The 17,732-nt window shown below is 59.4% G+C and carries 21 protein-coding genes and 3 pseudogenes; 15 read left to right on the top strand and 9 right to left on the bottom strand.

What is annotated here, in order from left to right; genetic code table 11:
• Positions 1–232, bottom strand: a pseudogene (locus tag L9059_RS21420) (NAD-dependent protein deacetylase); the annotation flags it as partial.
• 325 nt (positions 233–557) lie between these two features.
• Between L9059_RS21420 and L9059_RS21425 the strand changes: the two are divergent.
• Both L9059_RS21425 and L9059_RS21430 read left to right on the top strand, forming a co-directional pair.
• A pseudogene (locus L9059_RS21425) lies at positions 558–954 on the top strand (multinuclear nonheme iron-dependent oxidase); the annotation flags it as partial.
• A gap of 61 nt (positions 955–1,015) precedes the next feature.
• Positions 1,016–1,261 (top strand): annotated as a pseudogene (locus tag L9059_RS21430) (HvfC family RiPP maturation protein); the annotation flags it as partial.
• A 98-nt stretch (positions 1,262–1,359) separates the two neighbouring features.
• Here L9059_RS21430 and L9059_RS21435 read toward each other — a convergent pair.
• Positions 1,360–2,295 (bottom strand): class I SAM-dependent methyltransferase, encoded by a 936-nt coding sequence (locus tag L9059_RS21435; protein WP_247292903.1) that lies wholly within the window; start codon positions 2,293–2,295, stop codon positions 1,360–1,362.
• A gap of 170 nt (positions 2,296–2,465) precedes the next feature.
• Here L9059_RS21435 and L9059_RS21440 point away from each other — a divergent pair, with 170 nt between their 5' ends.
• The 5 genes from L9059_RS21440 (at position 2,466) to L9059_RS21460 (ending at position 5,502) form a co-directional block, all read left to right on the top strand.
• Positions 2,466–3,077, top strand: coding sequence for a cytochrome b/b6 domain-containing protein (locus L9059_RS21440; protein ID WP_247292904.1), 612 nt, complete (start codon positions 2,466–2,468; stop codon positions 3,075–3,077).
• Positions 3,074–3,859, top strand: coding sequence for a molybdopterin-dependent oxidoreductase (locus L9059_RS21445; RefSeq protein WP_247292905.1), 786 nt, complete (start codon positions 3,074–3,076; stop codon positions 3,857–3,859). The genes L9059_RS21440 and L9059_RS21445 overlap by 4 nt, the downstream gene beginning before the upstream one ends.
• A gap of 72 nt (positions 3,860–3,931) precedes the next feature.
• Positions 3,932–4,228 (top strand): pentapeptide MXKDX repeat protein, encoded by a 297-nt coding sequence (locus L9059_RS21450; protein WP_247292906.1) that lies wholly within the window; start codon positions 3,932–3,934, stop codon positions 4,226–4,228.
• A 143-nt stretch (positions 4,229–4,371) separates the two neighbouring features.
• On the top strand, positions 4,372–4,782 hold the full coding sequence (locus L9059_RS21455; RefSeq protein WP_247292907.1) for a response regulator: 411 nt from the start codon (positions 4,372–4,374) through the stop codon (positions 4,780–4,782).
• Positions 4,783–4,887: 105 nt separating this feature from the next.
• A complete protein-coding gene (locus L9059_RS21460; protein ID WP_428480291.1) occupies positions 4,888–5,502 on the top strand; it encodes an HAD-IA family hydrolase in 615 nt (204 codons plus the stop codon).
• 130 nt (positions 5,503–5,632) lie between these two features.
• On the opposite strand, the gene L9059_RS21465 is transcribed toward L9059_RS21460, so the two are convergent.
• Positions 5,633–5,950, bottom strand: coding sequence for a DUF2388 domain-containing protein (locus tag L9059_RS21465; protein WP_247292909.1), 318 nt, complete (start codon positions 5,948–5,950; stop codon positions 5,633–5,635).
• A 183-nt stretch (positions 5,951–6,133) separates the two neighbouring features.
• Here L9059_RS21465 and L9059_RS21470 point away from each other — a divergent pair, with 183 nt between their 5' ends.
• Positions 6,134–6,727: a DinB family protein gene (locus tag L9059_RS21470; protein WP_247292910.1), complete on the top strand. Its 594-nt coding sequence runs from the start codon at positions 6,134–6,136 to the stop codon at positions 6,725–6,727.
• Here the strand turns inward: L9059_RS21470 and L9059_RS21475 are convergent.
• Positions 6,639–7,568: a LysR substrate-binding domain-containing protein gene (locus tag L9059_RS21475; protein ID WP_247292911.1), complete on the bottom strand. Its 930-nt coding sequence runs from the start codon at positions 7,566–7,568 to the stop codon at positions 6,639–6,641. The genes L9059_RS21470 and L9059_RS21475 overlap by 89 nt on opposite strands.
• A 205-nt stretch (positions 7,569–7,773) precedes the next feature.
• On the opposite strand from L9059_RS21475, the gene L9059_RS21480 reads away from it, so the two are divergent.
• Positions 7,774–8,571 carry an SDR family NAD(P)-dependent oxidoreductase gene (locus L9059_RS21480; protein ID WP_247292912.1) on the top strand — a complete coding sequence of 266 codons (798 nt, stop codon included), beginning with the start codon at positions 7,774–7,776 and terminating at the stop codon, positions 8,569–8,571.
• A 32-nt stretch (positions 8,572–8,603) separates the two neighbouring features.
• Entirely contained in the window at positions 8,604–9,014 is a 411-nt protein-coding gene (locus L9059_RS21485) for an SRPBCC family protein (RefSeq protein ID WP_247292913.1), read from the top strand.
• 92 nt (positions 9,015–9,106) lie between these two features.
• On the opposite strand, the gene L9059_RS21490 is transcribed toward L9059_RS21485, so the two are convergent.
• Both L9059_RS21490 and L9059_RS21495 read right to left on the bottom strand, forming a co-directional pair.
• Positions 9,107–10,504 (bottom strand): sensor histidine kinase, encoded by a 1,398-nt coding sequence (locus L9059_RS21490; protein WP_247292914.1) that lies wholly within the window; start codon positions 10,502–10,504, stop codon positions 9,107–9,109.
• Entirely contained in the window at positions 10,482–11,165 is a 684-nt protein-coding gene (locus tag L9059_RS21495) for a response regulator transcription factor (RefSeq protein WP_247292915.1), read from the bottom strand. The genes L9059_RS21490 and L9059_RS21495 overlap by 23 nt, the downstream gene beginning before the upstream one ends.
• Before the next feature lie 181 nt (positions 11,166–11,346).
• On the opposite strand from L9059_RS21495, the gene L9059_RS21500 reads away from it, so the two are divergent.
• Both L9059_RS21500 and L9059_RS21505 read left to right on the top strand, forming a co-directional pair.
• Positions 11,347–11,649 carry a YdcA family protein gene (locus tag L9059_RS21500; RefSeq protein ID WP_247292978.1) on the top strand — a complete coding sequence of 101 codons (303 nt, stop codon included), beginning with the start codon at positions 11,347–11,349 and terminating at the stop codon, positions 11,647–11,649.
• 186 nt (positions 11,650–11,835) lie between these two features.
• A complete protein-coding gene (locus tag L9059_RS21505; RefSeq protein ID WP_247292916.1) occupies positions 11,836–12,768 on the top strand; it encodes a hypothetical protein in 933 nt (310 codons plus the stop codon).
• A gap of 159 nt (positions 12,769–12,927) precedes the next feature.
• On the opposite strand, the gene L9059_RS21510 is transcribed toward L9059_RS21505, so the two are convergent.
• Positions 12,928–13,539: a glutathione S-transferase gene (locus tag L9059_RS21510; RefSeq protein WP_247292917.1), complete on the bottom strand. Its 612-nt coding sequence runs from the start codon at positions 13,537–13,539 to the stop codon at positions 12,928–12,930.
• Between the two features lie 363 nt (positions 13,540–13,902).
• Between L9059_RS21510 and L9059_RS21515 the strand changes: the two genes are divergently transcribed.
• The 3 genes from L9059_RS21515 to L9059_RS21525 all read left to right on the top strand — a co-directional run bounded on the left by L9059_RS21515 (position 13,903) and on the right by L9059_RS21525 (position 16,433).
• Positions 13,903–14,307, top strand: a complete 405-nt coding sequence (locus tag L9059_RS21515; RefSeq protein WP_007907888.1) for a TraR/DksA family transcriptional regulator — start codon at positions 13,903–13,905, stop codon at positions 14,305–14,307.
• Between the two features lie 378 nt (positions 14,308–14,685).
• Positions 14,686–16,128 carry a methyl-accepting chemotaxis protein gene (locus L9059_RS21520; protein ID WP_428480292.1) on the top strand — a complete coding sequence of 481 codons (1,443 nt, stop codon included), beginning with the start codon at positions 14,686–14,688 and terminating at the stop codon, positions 16,126–16,128.
• Between the two features lie 119 nt (positions 16,129–16,247).
• On the top strand, positions 16,248–16,433 hold the full coding sequence (locus L9059_RS21525) for a hypothetical protein (RefSeq protein ID WP_247292919.1): 186 nt from the start codon (positions 16,248–16,250) through the stop codon (positions 16,431–16,433).
• Between the two features lie 27 nt (positions 16,434–16,460).
• Here the strand turns inward: L9059_RS21525 and L9059_RS21530 are convergent, their stop codons facing one another.
• Together L9059_RS21530 and L9059_RS21535 are read right to left on the bottom strand one after the other, a co-directional pair.
• A complete protein-coding gene (locus L9059_RS21530; protein WP_247292920.1) occupies positions 16,461–16,700 on the bottom strand; it encodes a DUF2789 domain-containing protein in 240 nt (79 codons plus the stop codon).
• A gap of 127 nt (positions 16,701–16,827) precedes the next feature.
• Complete coding sequence (locus L9059_RS21535) at positions 16,828–17,058, bottom strand: hypothetical protein (protein WP_247292921.1); 231 nt, start codon at positions 17,056–17,058, stop codon at positions 16,828–16,830.
• Positions 17,059–17,732: the final 674 nt, after the last annotated feature.

The following is a 17,732-nucleotide window of genomic DNA, read 5'->3' on the forward strand; positions in this document are numbered from 1 at the left end:
CGCGCGGCCAGCCGAGCATCGCCCGCGCCCAGTAGCGGCGCCGGGATTCGGCAGCCGAGAGGAATTCCTGGTACATCATCGGCTGCCGGCCACGGCGCACGCCCTGGTTGTCCCGGTAATCGGGAATGCCCGACGGTGTGCTGATGCCGGCTCCGGTCAGCACCACGAACGGTTGTTCGGCCATCAGGTGATTGAGCTGATCGAGTTGTTCGCGTATTCGGCCATCTAGCATATTCAACACTCCAGAGATCTCCCCATTGTAGGAGTTGCCGAAGGCTGCGATATCTTGATCTTTATAAATCAAAATCAAAAGATCGCAGCCTTCGGCAGCGCCTACGCGGACCCCAGCCTGGCGTGTGATTTGCGCGCCTCACCCGCCTGCGCGGCGAGACCCAGTAGGCGTGCGGTGGTCGTGGGAATGAACAGGACGCCAGGGGGTGTCCTGTGTGCATTTAGGCTAGTTCGCAGCCGCTGAGCCATTGCCTCAGGCGACGAAAATCTCACCTGAAACACCGCCCGCCCCCTGTGGGTGTTGCTTGTATTGGAGTGTATCCGGTGTTGGCATCGGCGGGGCTCACGGCGCGGCGTTGCGGGCCCTGGCGGAAAGGTTTGCGCTGTCGTGCCACGATTTGTCGTTGTCCTTCGGTGTGCCGACGCCCCTGGACGTCGGATTTGTGCGCGAGGTCATGGTCTTTCTCGACCACCACCAATGCCGTGTTGCGCGAAGCCGATTGCGACCTGCTGCTGGACATCAACACTGTGTACGTCAATTCGATCAATCATGGTTTTGATCCGCAGGCGTTCCTGCTCGGCAGCGAGGCCGGCCGGGTGGTGGGCATGCACGTGGCCGGGCATTTCGACGAGTCCGACACCTTGAAGATCGACACCCACGGCGCCTCGGTGAAACCGGCCGTCTGGTCATTGCTGGCGCAGGCCTATGCACGCTTCGGCGCGTAACCGACGTTGCTCGAACCTTTTTCGAGCGGGTCGCCGAACTCAGGCTCCTCGGCGATGCGCGCTGGCGCGCAGTTTCCTGCGAGACCATCGCGCACGCACGCCGAAATTTGGCGAGAGCGCTGAAGAATTCGTCGGCTTTCTGGCCAGCATCCCGCCCGGCGACTGGCCAGGGTTCATGGTCGAGCTGGCGCATGACGAATGGGTCGAGATGGCGTTGCAGCAGAGCGCTGCCGAACCCTTGCCGGCCAGCGCTGCCGGGTCGTTACTGGAGCGGCCGTTGCAGATTTCACCGCTGGCCAGGCCTTGTTGCAGCAGCTGCATGGGGAAGGCGTGGTGGGTGGGGTGGCCCGGTAGGTGCGCTGAAACCTGCTCCGGGGGGGCGACGATGGCCGTGCTGGGGTCTTACAGCCGAAACACCAAAGCCTTCAACCCGCACTCGATATCCGTGTCCGGAAACTCCGGCGGGTTCTCCAACCGTTGCTCAAACCGCAGGCTCGGCGCTTCTCGGGTCACGCCCTCGACCAGGAAGTCTGCACCCAATGCCGGGTCGTTCATACAGGCCAAAACAGTGCCTTGGGCTGCGAGCAGCTCCGGCAGCCGACGCAGCACCCGCTGGTAATCCTTGGTCAGCAAAAAGCTGCCTTTCTGAAAGGACGGCGGGTCGATGATCACCAGGTCATAGGGCCCCTTGCCGATCACTTTGCCCCAGGACTTGAACAGGTCATGGCCCAGAAACGTTACCTTGCCCAGGTCGTGGCCGTTCAGGCGGTGATTGTCGCGACCGCGGCTCAGGGCCGCGCTGGACATGTCCAGGTTGACCACATGCTCGGCGCCGCCTTCGATTGCTGTCACGGAAAAGCCGCAAGTGTAGGCAAACAGATTGAGCACGCGCTTGCCCTGCGCATTGGCCCGCACCCAGTCGCGCCCGTAGCGCATATCGAGGAACAGGCCGTTGTTCTGCTTGCGGCCCAGGTCCACCCGATAGCGCAGGCCGCCCTCGGTGATGGTCATGTCATCGATGGCGTCCCCCACCAGCCATTCGGTGGTGCTCTGCAGCATGTAGCGATGCTGCAGTGCGAGGGTATGCGCGCCGCAGGCCACCCATGCGGGCGAGGCGGCGAGTCGCATCAGGTCTGCCTTCAACGCCTCCAGTTGTGCCGCTGGCGGTTCCTTGAACAAGGACACCAGCACCACCCCTTGCAACCAGTCCACCGTCAACTGCTCCAGGCCCGGCCAGCACCGCCCGCGGCCGTGGAACAGCCGGCGGGTTTCGGCGGGGGCGTCTGCCAGGGCGGTCAGCAGATGAGCATGGAGGAGGGTGAGCGCGTCTGGGTTCATCGGCCTGGTTCGGTCATTTGAGAGGGTCGGCATTTAACCACAACTTTGGCCAACGGCTGCTTTGCGGGTGTCGGGAGTTATCACGTTTAATTTAACTTTTCGTGAGGATTTGGCGATCTGAGCGCCCACATACTAGGCTCCATCGAACAACCGCCGCCGGGAGAGCCACCATGTTGCAGCAACCCACGGTCAATACACATCCGCGCTGGCTAAGGCTGACCCACTGGCTCAATGCCTTGGCGGTACTGGTGATGGTGGCCAGCGGCTGGCGCATCTACAACGCCTCGCCGCTCTACGATTTCAGTTTCCCCACGTCGATCACTCTGGGCGGCTGGCTCGGCGGCGCGTTGCAATGGCATTTCGCAGCGATGTGGTTGCTGGCCATTAACGGTGTCATTTATCTGCTGGTCAACCTCATTAGTGGGCGCCTGTCGCGACGGTTTTTTCCCCTGTCGCCTAAAGGTTTCGGGCACGACCTGCTGGCCGCGCTGCGAGGCAAATTAGGGCATGCGGACCTGCGCCAGTACAACCAGGTGCAGCGGCTGGCCTACCTGTTCGTGATGCTCGACATCGCGCTGCTGGTGGTCTCCGGGCTGGTGCTGTGGAAGTCCGTGCAGTTCCCGTTGTTACGCGAGCTGCTGGGCGGTTACGACGCGGCGCGGCACGTGCACTTCATTGCCATGGCGCTGTTGCTGGGGTTTGTCGCGGTGCACCTGGTGATGGTTGCGCTGGTCCCGAAAACGCTGGTCGCGATGCTGTTCGGTCACAAGGAACCATTATGAAAAAGCGCATTCAAGGACTTGGGCTCGATGAAGCGTCCATTCTCGCCGACGCCCGCAAAATCATTGCCCCGCAAATCGAAGACCGCTCGCGCCGCTCCTTTCTGCTGCGTGGTCTGACCCTCGGCGGGGTAGCGATGTTGTCCGGCTGCAACCTGACCGACAACGACAGCGTCGAGAGCGCATTGTCTTCCATGTCGCGCTTCAATGATCGGGTTCAGGGCTGGTTGTTCAACCCCAATGCACTGGCGCCAACCTACCCTGCGTCGATGATCACCCGGCCGTTTCCGTTCAATGCGTTCTACGGCATCGACGAGGCGCCGACCGTTGAGGCAGACAGTTATCGGCTGGAAGTTACCGGACTGGTCGCCGACAAACGCAGCTGGCGCCTGGAGGAACTGCGTGCCATGGCCCAGACCGAACAAATCACTCGGCACATTTGCGTAGAAGGCTGGAGCGCGATTGGCCGCTGGGGCGGGGTGCGGTTCAGCGATTTCCTCAGGCGCATCGGTGCCGATACGGACGCCAAATACGTCGGCTTCAAATGCGCGGACGATTACTACACCAGCATCGACATGGCCACCGCACTCCACTCGCAAACCCTGCTGACACTGACCTATGACGGCGCGGTGCTACCGCGCGAGTACGGCTTCCCGATGAAGCTGCGTATGCCAACCAAGCTGGGATACAAAAATCCCAAGCACATCCAGGCGATTTTCGTCAGCAATACCTATACCGGCGGCTACTGGGAAGACCAGGGCTACAACTGGTTCGGGGGTAGCTGACGAGCATCCGTCAGGTTTAACCGCGCAGCCCGCGCTGCGCTCATTCGTAAGCCAAGCTTCAGGAGATTCAACATGAAAAAATTGACCAGCGTTGTTCTGTCCATGTGTCTCGCAGTGGGCGCCGCCAGCGTGTTTGCCGCCGATACGATGAGCAATGACAGCATGAGCAAGGACTCGATGTCCAAGGATGCCATGAAGAAAGACGCGATGAAAAAAGACGGCATGAGCAAGGATGCGATGAAGAAGGACCACATGTCCAACGACTCCATGTCCAAGGACAATATGTCCAAGGATTCCATGAGCAAGGACGGGATGAAAAAGGACGCAATGTCCAAAGACGCCATGAAGAAGGATGACATGGCCAAGTGATTTTTGCCCTCTGTCGTGGGCTGGACGCCTGATTTTGTCGACTGACTGTATCAAAAGTGAATTTCCGCCGAGTCCGCTGCTCATACCTGTAGGCAGCGGATTTGAGCCCGCGAAATTTCGAGCAATCAGGGAGTGGCAGCGTCATGAGTCCAGTCACAACGGCAAGCGATCACCTTCCCGACGGGTTGATCCTTGTGGTCGAGGATGATCCGTTGATCCTGGAGTTTCTCTGCGAAATTCTTCAGGACGAGGGTTTTACCGTTGAACCCAAGATCAGTGCGGACGCTGCATCGGTCTATCTGGAGCAGCATTCAAACAAGGTCAGCTTATTGCTGACCGATATCACCATGCCTGGCAAACTCAACGGAGCCGACCTGGCAAACCAGTTCGGCGATCGTTGGCCGGACAAGCCGATCATGATCATGTCAGGTTTCGAAACGCCGGAAACTTCCGGCGTACGGCACGACGTTTCTTTCATCAAGAAGCCTTGGGCGCTCGGGCAATTGCTCGATTGCGTAGAAGGAGCACTGAAGAAAGCGCCAGTGCAACGTTGATCCTGTACATTCCCTGAAAACCCGCCTGTTATCTGGATAGGAAGTTTGCCTTTGCCTGCTGACGACGCTGTCTTCAATTCCCCTTATCGCGCCTTTCTCTTCGACATGGATGGCACCGTTCTCAACTCCATTGCTGCGGCAGAGCGAATCTGGACCACCTGGGCCCTGCGCCACGGCCTGGATGTCGCTGCGTTCCTGCCGACCATTCATGGCGCACGCGCCATCGACACGGTTAATCGCCAGGGTTTGGCAGGAATAGACGCACAGGCGGAAGCGGCGTGGGTGACCCAGGCTGAGGTCGAGGATGTCGAGGGGATTGTCGAGGTGTCAGGCGCTGCGCGATTCCTGCAATCGCTGCCGGCCAGACAGTGGGCGATAGTCACTTCGGCGCCTCGTGCATTGGCGTTGCGCCGGATGGCGGCGGCCGGTATTGCGGTGCCCGAGGTGATGATCACCGCCGAGGAGGTCAGCGCGGGCAAGCCTGATCCTGCCGGTTACAAGTTGGCGGCTGAGCGTTTGGGCGTCGAGATTGGCGAGTGCCTGATTTTTGAAGACGCCAGTGTCGGTATTCAGGCGGCTGAGGCGTCCGGGGCTGACCTGCTGGTGATCACCTCGACGCATCCGCACCCGATAGACACTGCGCACGCGACGCTGCAAAGCTATGAGCGGGTGAGTGTTGCAGTGGCGGATGACGGGCGACTCAGCCTGCAAAACCACTGAGTTCGCGGTTAACTGCCTAGGAGCTGCCGAAGGCTGCGATCTGTTGATCTTGGGCATTCCAGCCGCGCCCAAAATCAACAGATCGCAGCCGGCGGCAGCTCCTACAGGGTGTCGCAGGACTTGGGTCGGTCTATTGCCCCGACGCCGCGCCATCATTGATCAGGATTGCCCGAGCCAGGTCTTCATCGGTGGCGTTCAAACCGGGGTTGTCCTGGCGGATCTGATGCATCACCGACTCCAGATACACCCCGCGAATGGCCCCACCACTGGCAACGAAACTTGAGGCATCGTCTTTGGCGGGAATCATCAATTTGTGATCCTTGAACGTCGAATACAGCGAAGCTGAAACACCCGCCGAAGTGGCGACCTCGCCGGCATCGACTTTGGCCATGGCAGAACCGAATGGCAAACAAAGTACCAGGGAAGAAATCAGAAATAGACGGCGCATGACGGTGTCCTCCGACAGCTTGAAGCGTAAGGGAATTACCACATAGCTTAGGATGCTCCCTGGGGCTCAGTAGTTCCTTGACGGGCAGATAATCATTTCCCGCGACCGATGATCAGGGCCCGGGCCGCCGTGGCTCACCGGGTCTATGCTTGCCAGTGCACCCATCGCAATGGGAGAACTGCAATGATCAACACAGCCACTGCCTGCCTGCTTGCCGATTACAAGCGCTGGGCGGATCTGCGCCTGTTCGACAGCCTGGCTGCACTGCCACCGGGTGAAGTCGATAAACACCGAGTGTCGGTGTTCAGCAATATGATTGGCACCTTAAACCACATCTATGTGGTGGACTGTATCTGGCAAGCACACCTAGAAGGCCGCGGACACGGCTTCAAGACCTCACACGATCTGCTCCACGCCGAATTGCCCGAACTGCGCCAGGCGCAAAAGGACATCGATTCCTGGTACTGCGACTGGAGCGCCAGGCAGACCGACGCCTCGCTGCTCAAACCGGTCGAGTTTGTGTTTGTCTCCGGCGAAAACGGCACTATGAGCGCTGGTGCAATGCTGATGCACGTGATCAACCATGCCAGCTATCACCGCGGCTGGGTGGTGCAGATGTATTTCGAGATCCCGGCCATGCCGCCCGTGACGGACCTGCCGGTGTTCCTGCGCGAGCAGGATCCACCGTTCAAGACGCAGAAAGCACCGGCAGCGGCGCCGACATGTGTTGGGCTATTCGCGAGCGCAACCAACGTTCTGCCGGATCGTTATCGTTGACGCCGTTCCACACCATCGAGAGCTCCGACAGCACCATGTCGAACGGCGGTTCGTCGGCACGCAACTGGTTGCTGCCTTCGATCAAGGCGCACGCTGCGTAGTCCGGCACCGTGGCAAGCATCTCCGTGCCCGCAAGCAATGCGCGCAGGCCAGAGAACTGCGGCACCGCCAACACCACCCGGCGTGAGCGGCCGATGCGCGCGAGGTCGTTGTCGATAGCGCCGGTCAGGTCCCCGGAAAACGACACCAGCGCATGGGGCCGCTCGCAGAATTCATCCAGGGTCAGGGGCCCGGGGCGATCGTCACCGCGCAGGATCTTCACGCTCAGGTCCCGCAGTTTCTTGCGCTTGGCGTTGGCCGGCAGTTCAGTGGTGTAGCTGATGCCTACGGATATCTCGCCGCTGGCGAGCATCGATGACATCAGCAGAAAATTTACCCGCCGCACCACCACCACGACGTTCTGCGCCTCGTCGCGGATCTGCTTGAGCAAAGGCGGAAACAGGCCAAACTCGGCATCGTCGGACAGGCCGATACGAAACACGTCGCGACTGGTAGACGGGTCAAAATCCTTGGCCCGGCTGACCGCCCCGGAAATGGTGTCCATCGCTGGCTGCAACTCCTTGAGAATCTGCAGGGCGCGCTGAGTCGGTTCAAGGCTGCGGCCATTGCGCACCAGCAACGGGTCGTCAAACAAATCGCGCAACCGCGCCAGTGCCGCACTCACCGCAGGCTGGCCCAGGAACAGCTTTTCCCCGGCACGGGTGAGGTTTTTTTCGAACATCAGGGTCTCGAAAATCACCAGCAGGTTCATGTCCACGCGGCGCAGGTCGTTGCGGTTCATGGTGGGGGGCTCGCAGGTTTCTTGAGGTTTTCTCAGTAAAGCATCAAAGGTGGGGGAGGCGCGCATGATCGGTTAATAGAACGTCAACAAGGATCGTCGAAAATGCATCGTAAGCTGCGAAACAAGTCCGCCCTCGTTTACTACCATTTACTGTCCATGTCCTGGTGTCCGAACGGGCGCCGTTGCCAACGATGGGAGCTTGAGCATGAAAATTGATCTGAGCGCAAAACTGGCGATTGTCAGTGGCAGCACTGCCGGTATCGGCCTGGGCATCAGCAAGGCGTTGGCTGAGGCCGGTGCGACGGTGGTGGTGATAGGCCGGGATACCGCGAAGGTCGAGCAGGCGCTTGAGAGCATTCGCCAGAGCGTGTCGGGCGCGCAGTTGCGTGGCGTGACGGCGGACCTCGGTACCGCAGAAGGCGCAGAGCAGTTGTTCGCTGCCGAGCCGCGGGCGGACATCCTGGTGAATAACCTGGGGATCTTCAACGAAGTGGATTTCTTCGACGTGCCAGACAGTGAGTGGGCGCGTTTTTATGAGGTCAATGTGATTTCCGGCGTGCGCCTTTCCCGGCATTATGTGCCGGACATGGTCAAACAAGGCTGGGGGCGGGTGATTTTTCTGTCCTCGGAATCCGGGGTGGCAACGCCGGCCGACATGATCAATTACGGCGTGACCAAGAGTGCTAACCTCGCGGTGTCCCACGGCCTGGCCAAGCGGCTGGCGGGCACTGGTGTGACGGTCAACGCGATTTTGCCGGGCCCGACGTTCACCGACGGCCTGGAGCAGATGCTCAAAGATGTCATTGCCGAGTCCGGCCGCAGCCCCCGGGATGAAGCTGACGCCTTTGTACGCAAGGCGCGCCCGACTTCGATTATCCAGCGCGTGGCGGATGTCGAGGAAGTGGCCAATCTGGTGGCTTATATTGCTTCGCCATTGTCTTCGGCCACCACCGGCGCCGCTTTGCGGGTCGATGGCGGTGTCGTCGATAGCATGGCAATCTGAATTTTTTGCTTGATCGAGAGAGAGAGAATTACATGGCAACTGCATCAGCGTTCATTGATATCCCGGCGTCGGCCGACGAGGTTTGGCAATTGATTGGCGGCTTTAATTCGCTGCCGGACTGGCTGCCGTTCATTCCCAAGAGTGAGCTGAGCGAAGGTGGGCGCGTGCGTAGCCTGCAGACCTCGGACGGCGCGGTGGTGGTTGAGCGGCTCGAGTCGTTTGACAACGCCGGGAAGACCTACAGCTACTCGATTCTGCAGGCGCCGTTTCCAGCGAAGGATTATCTGGCGACGATCCGTGTTGAAGCCCAGGGCGAAGGTACGCGGGTGACGTGGTCGGGGCAGTTTGCACCGGTGGGTGTGACCGAGGCAGAAGTGGTGGAGCTGTTCAGCGCTATTTATCAGGGCGGGGTGCAAGCTTTGCGGGCCAATTATCCCGTGTAAACCCGATCGGCATGCGGGGGCCGGTGCCTGGCATTGAGCATGAGTGTCGCCTGGCACGGCCTCATCGCGAGCCAGCTCGCGATAGCGGTGGGTCAGTTGACAGCAATGTTCGGCGGTTGCCGGCACTCCAGCGCCAAGCGTGCACCGCCCAGTTCGCTTTCACCGACCTCCAGTGTGAAGCCATGGAGGCTGACGATGGCTGCGACGATCGACAGGCCCAACCCGAACCCGCTTTGCTGATTGCCGCCTTCGGCGCGATAGAAGCGCTGAAACACGGCTTCTCTCTCCGCCAGCGCAATACCAGGGCCGGAATCGTGCACTTCGATTCGCGTATGCCCACTCTCGGCGATCCCGCGCAAAATCACCTCGCCACCGGGCGCAGTGAACTTGATCGAGTTGCTCAGCAGGTTGGCCACGGCTTCGAACAACAATGCCCGATCGCCATTGAGCGGCGGCAACGTATCCGGCAGCTGCAGCTTGAACGTCAGTTCGCCTTCTTCCGCCAGTGGCAAGTAGAAATCATGCAGCTCCTGCAACATTGGCAACGGATCCAGCTGGACAAAACCGGAGCGCCGCTGCCTGTCTTCCAGTTCGGAAATCCGCAACAAACCACGGAAGCGTGCCATCAGGGTATCCGCTTCACCGAGCACCGAGTCCAGTTGTGTGGCCAGGGGTGAGCCCTCGTCCGCCTGTTGTTGAATCCGATACAGCTGCGCCCGCAGGCGCGTCAGTGGCGTGCGCAGGTCGTGGGCGATGTTGTCGCAGACGCCCTTGACCTCGTTCATCAGGCGCTCGATGCGCTCAAGCATGGCGTTGACGATGGCGGCCAGCATGTCCAGTTCGTCGCGGCGATTGGACAGCGGCAGGCGGCGGGTCAGGTCGCCGGCGACTATCGCCTCGGCGCTGGCCTGGATTGCGCGAATCCGCCGCAGGGGCCGGCGGCGCAACAGGTGCCAGCCAGCAATGCCTGGAAGAACGGTCAGGGTCACGCCCCAGAACAGCGCGTGCAGGATGATCCGGGTTACGGCAAACAGCGAGCCGTTGTCGCGCACCAGGATCAGCCAGCGACCGTCCAGGGTCTGGGTGGCGACCGCGTCACAGCTGTCAGCGGGCAGGCTCGGGTCGTCGGAATCTGCGCAGTCGCCAAGCATGTGGATCTTGCCGTCCAGCGGCAGGCCTTTGGGTATGTGGTCCAGCGCGCCACTGAGGTAGCGGTGCTGATCGTCGAACAGGCCATAGGCGTCGATGCCGCGAATGTCGAAGGTCATGCTGACGGCGAGGGCGTCGAGCAGCTGCTGGCCTTGAAAATGCGAGAACAGATGCTGGCGTTGCAGCAGCGAATGCTTGGCCAGATTGTCGAGGTAGGTGGACACCTCGTAATACATCACCCCCATCAAGATTCCGCTCCAGATCACGAACAGTGAACTGTAGAGCGCCAGCAAGCGGCTGCTGGAGGAGCGCCAGCCGTTAGAGGGGTTCGGCAATGACATAACCCGACCCTCGCACGGTCCGAATCAGTGGGGCATTGCCAGGTGGATCGATCTTTTTGCGCAGGCGGCCGATATGCACGTCGATGAGATTGGTGCCGGGGTCGAAGTGATAACCCCAGACCTCTTCGAAAATCATCATGCGCGAGAGGATCTGCCCGGTATTGCGCATCAGAAACTCGAGCAATTTGTATTCGGTGGGCAGCAGTGCCAGCAGTTGGCCGTCGCGACTGGCTTCGTGGCTGATCAGGTTCAGCTCCAAGTCCGCGACGCGCAACGTGGTCACCTGTGCGGTGACGGTGTTCTGTCGGCGCAGCAGGACCTCCACCCGGGCCGCCATTTCATCGGTGGCGAAGGGCTTGGTCAGGTAATCGTCACCGCCTGCGCGCAAGCCGCGAACCCGCTCATCGACGTCCGAGAGCGCGCTGATCATCAGGATGGGCGTGGTCACGCCCATGGTGCGCAAGGTCGTGACAATTGCCAGGCCGTCCAGCTCGGGCAGCATGCGGTCGAGGGTGATCAGGTCATAGTCGCCACTGACTGCCCGCTCCAGGCCTTCACGGCCGTTATCCACCCACTCCACGTCGAGGCCATGGCTACTGAGTTCGGCAACGATTTCCCGGGCGGTCACGGCGTCGTCTTCGATGGTCAAGATTCGGGTCATAAGGCTGGCCTGATAGTCGGTTCGTGGCGAGGATGCAGGCATTTTGCCAAGAAATACTCCCGACTTTTTAAATTAACTTTCATGTTGCTTTAGTAGGCGGAAACACGCATTGATATCATAAAGCCATAATTTACTAAGGAGTTGCACCGTGCGCACGTTGCCTGGCCATGGCTGGATGCCAATGTTGATATTGCTGCTCATGACTATCAGTACGTACGCCTGGGCTGCCAATACACCTTGTTCGGGTAAAAAAGGAGGCATCGATCGTTGTGACGGGGATTTGTTCCTCTGCAACGACGGGTCTATCAGCGGCTCGAAAAAGAGTTGCTCGGCCATGTTCGGCACCCAGCACCAGGCCCGTCCGCAGACCCTGCTTGAAGGTGCGGATGGTTGTGCCTGCGGGACTGGAGCATTCTGCACCGGCCCCAGGGGTGGGGTGTATTGCCTCACGCCTGCCGGTAACAAGAGCTATAAGCGCAAGTAACGCCTGTGCAATGCATAAAACCCGCTGATATCGGCACTTCGTTGCAATTTGCAAGGAATTGGGAAGTTCAAAATTTATAATGCATTGAATTAAAACGATTTATCAAAAAATAGCGCTTGGCACGCCGACTGCAATTATTCAGGCAGCTACTTGTAACAACATCTTTCCTGCCTGGAGCGACAAATAATGAATAGATCCTCGGATGGTTTCTATCCTGCCGCAGAAGAATCAAACGCGCGGTCGGGCGTTTCCTGGGCGGCGATTTTCGCCGGTGCCGCTGCTGCGGCGGCGTTGTCGCTGATCCTGGTATTGCTGGGCTTCGGTCTCGGCTTCTCGGCAGTTTCCCCGTGGGCCAATGAGGGCGTGAGCGCCAAGGGCCTGGGCATTTCCACGATCGTCTGGTTGGCGTTCACGCAAATCGTCGCATCGGGCCTGGGTGGCTACATTGCAGGCCGCCTGCGGGTCAAATGGGCCAACATGCACGGGGATGAAGTCTATTTCCGTGACACCGCCCATGGCTTCCTCTCCTGGTGCGTTGCAACGCTGGTGGCCGCGACCCTGGTGGTCGGTTCGGTCAGCAGCATCATCAGCGGCGGTGTGCAAGCCGGTGCCAGTGCGGTCGGCGGTGCCGCCAGCATGGCAACCCAGGCTGCAGGTTCTGCAGCCGGTAATACCGACAGCGATCAGTACGGCTACTTCATTGACAGCCTGTTCCGTGACGATCGTCCAGCCGCCGTCAGTGATGACGCCGCCCGTGGCACCGTCACCCGCATCTTCGTACGCAGCCTCAATGACGGCCAACTCGCCGCCGAAGACCGTGCCTACCTTGCGCAACTGGTCGCCCAGCGCACCAACTTGACCCAGGCCGATGCCGAACGTCGTGTTGACGAAGTGTATGCCCGCACCCAGAAAGCGGTGGCCGATGCCAAACAGGCTGCCAAGGAAGCGGCTGACACCGCTGCCAAAGTTGCTGCGAGCACCACTTTGTGGATGTTCGTTGCCCTGCTGATCGGTGCCTTCTTCGCCAGTTTCGCCGCCACCTTCGGCGGTCGTCGTCGCGATGCCGTGGTGTATGTCGAATCTGATGCCTACGTCACCACCAACAACTCTATTCGTTAAACCAGGAGAAACCTCATGCGCTCACTACTGTTGTTCTTTCTCGGTGTACCGATCCCGATCATTATCCTGATCGCCCTGTTTATGCACTGATAGTTCTGGAGCTTGCGCTCCTGCCGCTTCTGCCCTTGGTAGAAGCGGCGTTTTTATGTGGGGGGCGATTCATTCAGTCGGTGTGTTCAGGAATTCTTCCAACTGCTCGGCATACTCGGTAAACGCGTTGATCCGTGGAAACCGCTCACTGTCCACCTGCTCCGGTACCACCAACTTGGAGAAGTTCCATGCCACCGCCACGCTGATGCCGGCTTGGCCGATCGAGCCATCAGTCGTCAGCGGGTCGAACTCCAGTTCGCGCTCAAGCGCCGAATACGCCGCTGCCAATTGTCCCTCCACCCGCTCCACCCAGGGTTCATATTGAATCTCGGCCGGCCGAAGGGTGCGTTCGTAATAGAGCTGCACGGATTTTTCGCAGGCGGCCAGCGCCAGGCCAGTCAGGCGCAATGCGCGCAAGCGTTGATCGAGTTCGCCGGGCATCAGTGTCCTACCAGGGCTGGCCAGCGCCTCCAAGTAATCGATGATCAGCGTTGAATCGATCAGTACATCGCCGTTGTCCAGCACCAGGGTCGGCGCCTTCACCACCGGGTTGATCTGCTGGAATTGCTCGAAGTGCCGAAACACCGAGACCGATTGATGTTCCAGAGGGATGCCCAGGCACTTGGCGGAAATAGCGACGCGCCGCACGTAGGGCGAGTCGAGCATGCCGATCAGCTTCATAGATATTCTCCTTGGGGATGGCCATAGCGGAGGCTGAACCTTAGCTCAGGTTCAGCGCGGTGCAATATATGAAGAGGTGAGCCGCCGTTTATCTCCTCAATACAGCCACCCGATTGAATTTCTTGCTATAAACGCACTCCGATAACCACTGCAACGACTGCCGTAGAGCATTTTCGGGGTCTTGTCGGACGAATTCACTGTCTTTTCAGTTGCTGAGGCCTCAAGTCGGCCTTAGACTGCCGCCCCTCGTAAATTGAGTGCCGGGTGGCGCTTGGAATAAATGGCGCCTTTGCGTTGGCCTTCCCAGGCCCAGCGGAACGCTCCCTAATTCGCCTTAATGCACGTTTTTTTATAGAGATATCAATGACAAAGGACAAGTTGCTGGCCATGCCGGCGGATGACTACATGAATGCCGAGCAACATGCTTTTTTCTCCGAGCTGTTGCAAAACATGAAAGTTGAAACCCATGAGCGCATCGAACAGAACCGCATCGCCATCGAGAGCCTGGACACCCCAGCCGATCCGGCCGACGCTGCTTCCGTTGAAGAAGAGCGCACCTGGCTGGTGAACGCGATCGATCGCGACCAGCGCATGCTGCCTCAGTTGGAACAAGCCCTGGAACGCATCAAGGAAGACAGCTTCGGCTGGTGCGATGACAGCGGCGAGGCTATTGGCCTCAAGCGTCTGCTGATCAGCCCGACCACCAAGTACTGCATCGAAGCGCAAGAGCGTCACGAACAGATCGACAAGCACCAGCGTCAGGCCTGATTTCGTTTCGTAGCGCTTCAATCGCGGGCAAGCCCGCTCCCACAAGGTTTGCGTTGAACCGGTGGGAGCGGGCTTGCCCGCGATGTTTTTGCACGCCTGCAGAAAACCTCACACTTCTATTGATCTGCTGCAATACCACGACTAATGGACCATGGATAATGGCCATGTAGTGGCGTTAAATGTGGATACAACAATTAGAAGACGCGTGGGGTGACGAAGATGACGAGAGACGGATCTCTGGTTGGGCCAGTGCCGGCACCAGTACCGGCAACCCGCAACCGTTGGCTCACGCCGACGCTGCAAAGTATCGCGCTGCTGCTCCTGCTATTGGGGATCGCGCTGGGTGGTTGGTCGCTGACTATCGGCCTGCCGCTGGCGATGCTGATCATCTGGCTGCCGCGGCTACGGCAACGCAACACCCCTGAGGCGCCAGCCGACAAGTCCGACGGCATCGCCGAGTTGACCCGCGATCTTTCCTACGCCACCAGCCACAATGCGTTGTCAGCCGCTGGAGTGGCGTACTCGGTCAAGCAACTGGCCGACCGCCTGCAGTCGCAGCTTGGCGCGGCTGCGCAAATCGTCAGCAACGCCGAAGTCCTGATCGCCACAGAGCAAGTCACTTCGCAGCTCAGCCAGCAAGCCCTGAGCGCAGCCAGCGAGGCTCATCACAGCAGCGCGGCCGGGCGTTCGGAACTGGTCGAGTCGATCGCGCGTATGCACCAACTCAGTCAGCGCGCCAGCAGCAGCCGGGAAATGATCGAAGCCTTGAGCTTGCGCAGTGACGACATCCAGCGGGTCACACTGGTGATCCAGTCCATTGCCAGCCAGACCAACCTGCTGGCCTTGAATGCGGCCATCGAGGCGGCGCGAGCAGGTGAACATGGCCGTGGCTTTGCGGTGGTCGCCGATGAGGTGCGCGGCCTGGCGGCGCGCACCGCGACAGCGACCGGCGAAGTTGGTGAGATGGTTGCCGATATCCAGCAACGCACGGCGCAAGTGGTGGAACAGATTCGTCAATTGTCCAGCGACCTGGATCAGGGGGTTGAACAGGTTGAGCAAACCGGACAGCACCTGGAGAACATCGCGCGGCTGGCAGCTGGGGTCGAAAACCAGGTCGGCGAGATCGCCCAGGGCGCGGCGACCAACCGCGAGCAACTGGACAGCCTGTTCCACGCCATTGAGCAGATGCGCAGCGATCTGGGTGTCAGCGACCAGCAGACTCAGCGACTGGCCCTGGCAGCGGTGCAAATGGAAGGGCAGGCCGAAACCATCAGTGAGCGACTCGCCGAGGTTGGACTGGATGATTACCACCAACGCATCTACGACCTTGCCCGTGAAGGCGCGAGTCAGATCACGGCGCGTTTCGAGGCCGATATCGACCAGGGCCGTGTCAGCCTCGAGGACCTGTTCGACCGCAACTACCAAGTGATCCCCAACACTAATCCCGGCAAGTTCCAGACCCGGTTTGATCGTTATACCGACCAGATGTTGCCGGCCATTCAGGAGCCGCTGCTGACGCGTCACGAGGGCCTGGTGTTCGCCATCGCCTGTACCCAGCAAGGCTACGTGCCCACCCACAACAAGGTGTTCAGCCAGCCGCTGACGGGCGATGCGCAGGTGGATGCGCTGCACAATCGTACCAAGCGCAAGTTCGCCGATCGTACCGGCATTCGCTGCGGCAGCCACCAGCAACCCGTGCTGCTGCAAACCTATACCCGCGACACCGGGGAATTGATGCACGATCTCTCGGTGCCGATCCTGCTCAAAGGACGTCACTGGGGTGGTTTGCGGTTGGGCTATAAACCGCAAAGCCCCCGCTGACCGGCAGGTATTGTTACCGGTTCGGCAACGAAGCTGTGCAGGGGCGTTGCTGTTTCCTCGCAGGGAAACTCATTAATCTACTGACATAGTTAGGTGGCTAATGAGTTGATCGAGGCAATATGCAAAGCAAAGTGGATGTGGCGGTGATGATTGGCAGCGCAGTGCCTTCAAGTCTGCGGGCGATGGGGCAGAGTGTCTGCTGGGTGGTCCTGCTCAACGGCGAGCGTCGCGGGACGGCATTCGCCAGCCGTCATGAAGCACAAGAGTGCAAGGCTGCCTGGTTGGCACAATTGAGCGCCGCGTAACAAGGCAGCCTGCATTGGGTCCGCGGCTTAGTAAACCTGGTGCATGCGCAGGTTGAGGTCGTCCACCACCCGTGCCCAGTCAGCATCTTCGCGCAATTGTTCTTTCAGGAAACCTGCCTGTTGCGCAGTCCAGAACTCGGCGTCGATGAGTTTCTTGTCGTCGGGGAGGGGAGAGTGACTGGCGATGAAGTCGTCGATAGCCTTCTCGCTGGAATCAAGGCCAAGTTGGTCGAACAGGCCTTTCAAATCATGTGTAGGTGCATCCATGTTGATCTCCTTGAGTGTCGCGTCGAGTGCGGTTCTGAAGTACGGCTCATTGCATCTGAGGTGGCCGCGCTCCAGGAGTTCGATAGCGATGTTCGAAAGCAGGGCAAGCATAGACTGCAAACTGATTTCAGGCTTTCAACGCGCCTTCGTCGACAGCCAGTTTGAGTGCTTTAGCGGCGTCTTGGGCGGCGATGGCGGCAACGTCGGCGGTTTTGAACCAGCGGTCCTTTTCCACCTGGTGAAACGTGACAGTGGTTAGCGGTGGTTTGGCGCGCATAACGATGACTGCCTGGAACTCGCCCTCGACTTCCCTGACTTCGCCCCGGATAAAAAATTCGCCGATATCAAATTCCGTCACGTCGCGGTCTTCCCTTGAGAATATTCTGATGTTTTTTAACGTCGCCCGCCGTTGGGACGGATTTCATTGGTCGGGCAGTATGGCAGTAGTTGCCTGCCGGCGGCTGAGATAAGTCGCCGGCATGACGAAACGCCTGCCGGAGTAACGAGAGGGGGCGCTCAGCAGCGTGATTCCAGGGAGCGAGCGAGGGCGCAGGCTTCGTTATGGTTGGCGCGGAAACCTCTTACATGACCGGTGGAAATTTCCTTGATATGGAAAAAAGCACTTCCCGCCAGCACCACCTGAAAGCGCGGTGCTTCAGTGTGTGCCTGATGCCCGTCAAGGTCCGCAAAACTGGCTCGATTTCTGGCCTGCAACTGATGAGAGGGGGAAGAAAGCAGTTGGCTGAAGTGAGTTTGAGTGCACATATGAAGTCCTTTTCATGGGTTTACCGACGTCTGTTTGTCGTTATGGGTAGTCTCGAATAGCGTCGCTGCTCTAGAATCACCCGCAGTGCCGGGCGTACGTGCCTATCTAAAGCAATTTTTGCCTGGCGATCTGTCGGAAAAATGCTTTTTTTAAAGAGATTTTTCCCCAGCGTTGATAGTCCGTTTTCTCTGGCGTAAAAAAAGGCGTTTTCCTTCAAATCATGGAGAACGCCAGACAGGACGACATGGGCGGTACTCCATTATTCT

The sequence above is a fragment of the Pseudomonas violetae genome (assembly GCF_023072615.1).
In the GTDB taxonomy this organism is placed as follows: domain Bacteria; phylum Pseudomonadota; class Gammaproteobacteria; order Pseudomonadales; family Pseudomonadaceae; genus Aquipseudomonas; species Aquipseudomonas violetae.

What these genes read in the sequence shown, in the direction of transcription:
- L9059_RS21435 (WP_247292903.1), bottom strand. Translation starts at nt 2,295, where the DNA reads ATGAACCCAGACGCGCTCACCCTCCTCCATGCTCATCTGCTGACCGCC.
- L9059_RS21440 (WP_247292904.1), top strand. Translation starts at nt 2,466, where the DNA reads ATGTTGCAGCAACCCACGGTCAATACACATCCGCGCTGGCTAAGGCTG.
- L9059_RS21445 (WP_247292905.1), top strand. Translation starts at nt 3,074, where the DNA reads ATGAAAAAGCGCATTCAAGGACTTGGGCTCGATGAAGCGTCCATTCTC.
- L9059_RS21450 (WP_247292906.1), top strand. Translation starts at nt 3,932, where the DNA reads ATGAAAAAATTGACCAGCGTTGTTCTGTCCATGTGTCTCGCAGTGGGC.
- L9059_RS21455 (WP_247292907.1), top strand. Translation starts at nt 4,372, where the DNA reads ATGAGTCCAGTCACAACGGCAAGCGATCACCTTCCCGACGGGTTGATC.
- L9059_RS21460 (WP_428480291.1), top strand. Translation starts at nt 4,888, where the DNA reads ATGGATGGCACCGTTCTCAACTCCATTGCTGCGGCAGAGCGAATCTGG.
- L9059_RS21465 (WP_247292909.1), bottom strand. Translation starts at nt 5,950, where the DNA reads ATGCGCCGTCTATTTCTGATTTCTTCCCTGGTACTTTGTTTGCCATTC.
- L9059_RS21470 (WP_247292910.1), top strand. Translation starts at nt 6,134, where the DNA reads ATGATCAACACAGCCACTGCCTGCCTGCTTGCCGATTACAAGCGCTGG.
- L9059_RS21475 (WP_247292911.1), bottom strand. Translation starts at nt 7,568, where the DNA reads ATGAACCGCAACGACCTGCGCCGCGTGGACATGAACCTGCTGGTGATT.
- L9059_RS21480 (WP_247292912.1), top strand. Translation starts at nt 7,774, where the DNA reads ATGAAAATTGATCTGAGCGCAAAACTGGCGATTGTCAGTGGCAGCACT.
- L9059_RS21485 (WP_247292913.1), top strand. Translation starts at nt 8,604, where the DNA reads ATGGCAACTGCATCAGCGTTCATTGATATCCCGGCGTCGGCCGACGAG.
- L9059_RS21490 (WP_247292914.1), bottom strand. Translation starts at nt 10,504, where the DNA reads ATGTCATTGCCGAACCCCTCTAACGGCTGGCGCTCCTCCAGCAGCCGC.
- L9059_RS21495 (WP_247292915.1), bottom strand. Translation starts at nt 11,165, where the DNA reads ATGACCCGAATCTTGACCATCGAAGACGACGCCGTGACCGCCCGGGAA.
- L9059_RS21500 (WP_247292978.1), top strand. Translation starts at nt 11,347, where the DNA reads ATGTTGATATTGCTGCTCATGACTATCAGTACGTACGCCTGGGCTGCC.
- L9059_RS21505 (WP_247292916.1), top strand. Translation starts at nt 11,836, where the DNA reads ATGAATAGATCCTCGGATGGTTTCTATCCTGCCGCAGAAGAATCAAAC.
- L9059_RS21510 (WP_247292917.1), bottom strand. Translation starts at nt 13,539, where the DNA reads ATGAAGCTGATCGGCATGCTCGACTCGCCCTACGTGCGGCGCGTCGCT.
- L9059_RS21515 (WP_007907888.1), top strand. Translation starts at nt 13,903, where the DNA reads ATGACAAAGGACAAGTTGCTGGCCATGCCGGCGGATGACTACATGAAT.
- L9059_RS21520 (WP_428480292.1), top strand. Translation starts at nt 14,686, where the DNA reads ATGCTGATCATCTGGCTGCCGCGGCTACGGCAACGCAACACCCCTGAG.
- L9059_RS21525 (WP_247292919.1), top strand. Translation starts at nt 16,248, where the DNA reads ATGCAAAGCAAAGTGGATGTGGCGGTGATGATTGGCAGCGCAGTGCCT.
- L9059_RS21530 (WP_247292920.1), bottom strand. Translation starts at nt 16,700, where the DNA reads ATGGATGCACCTACACATGATTTGAAAGGCCTGTTCGACCAACTTGGC.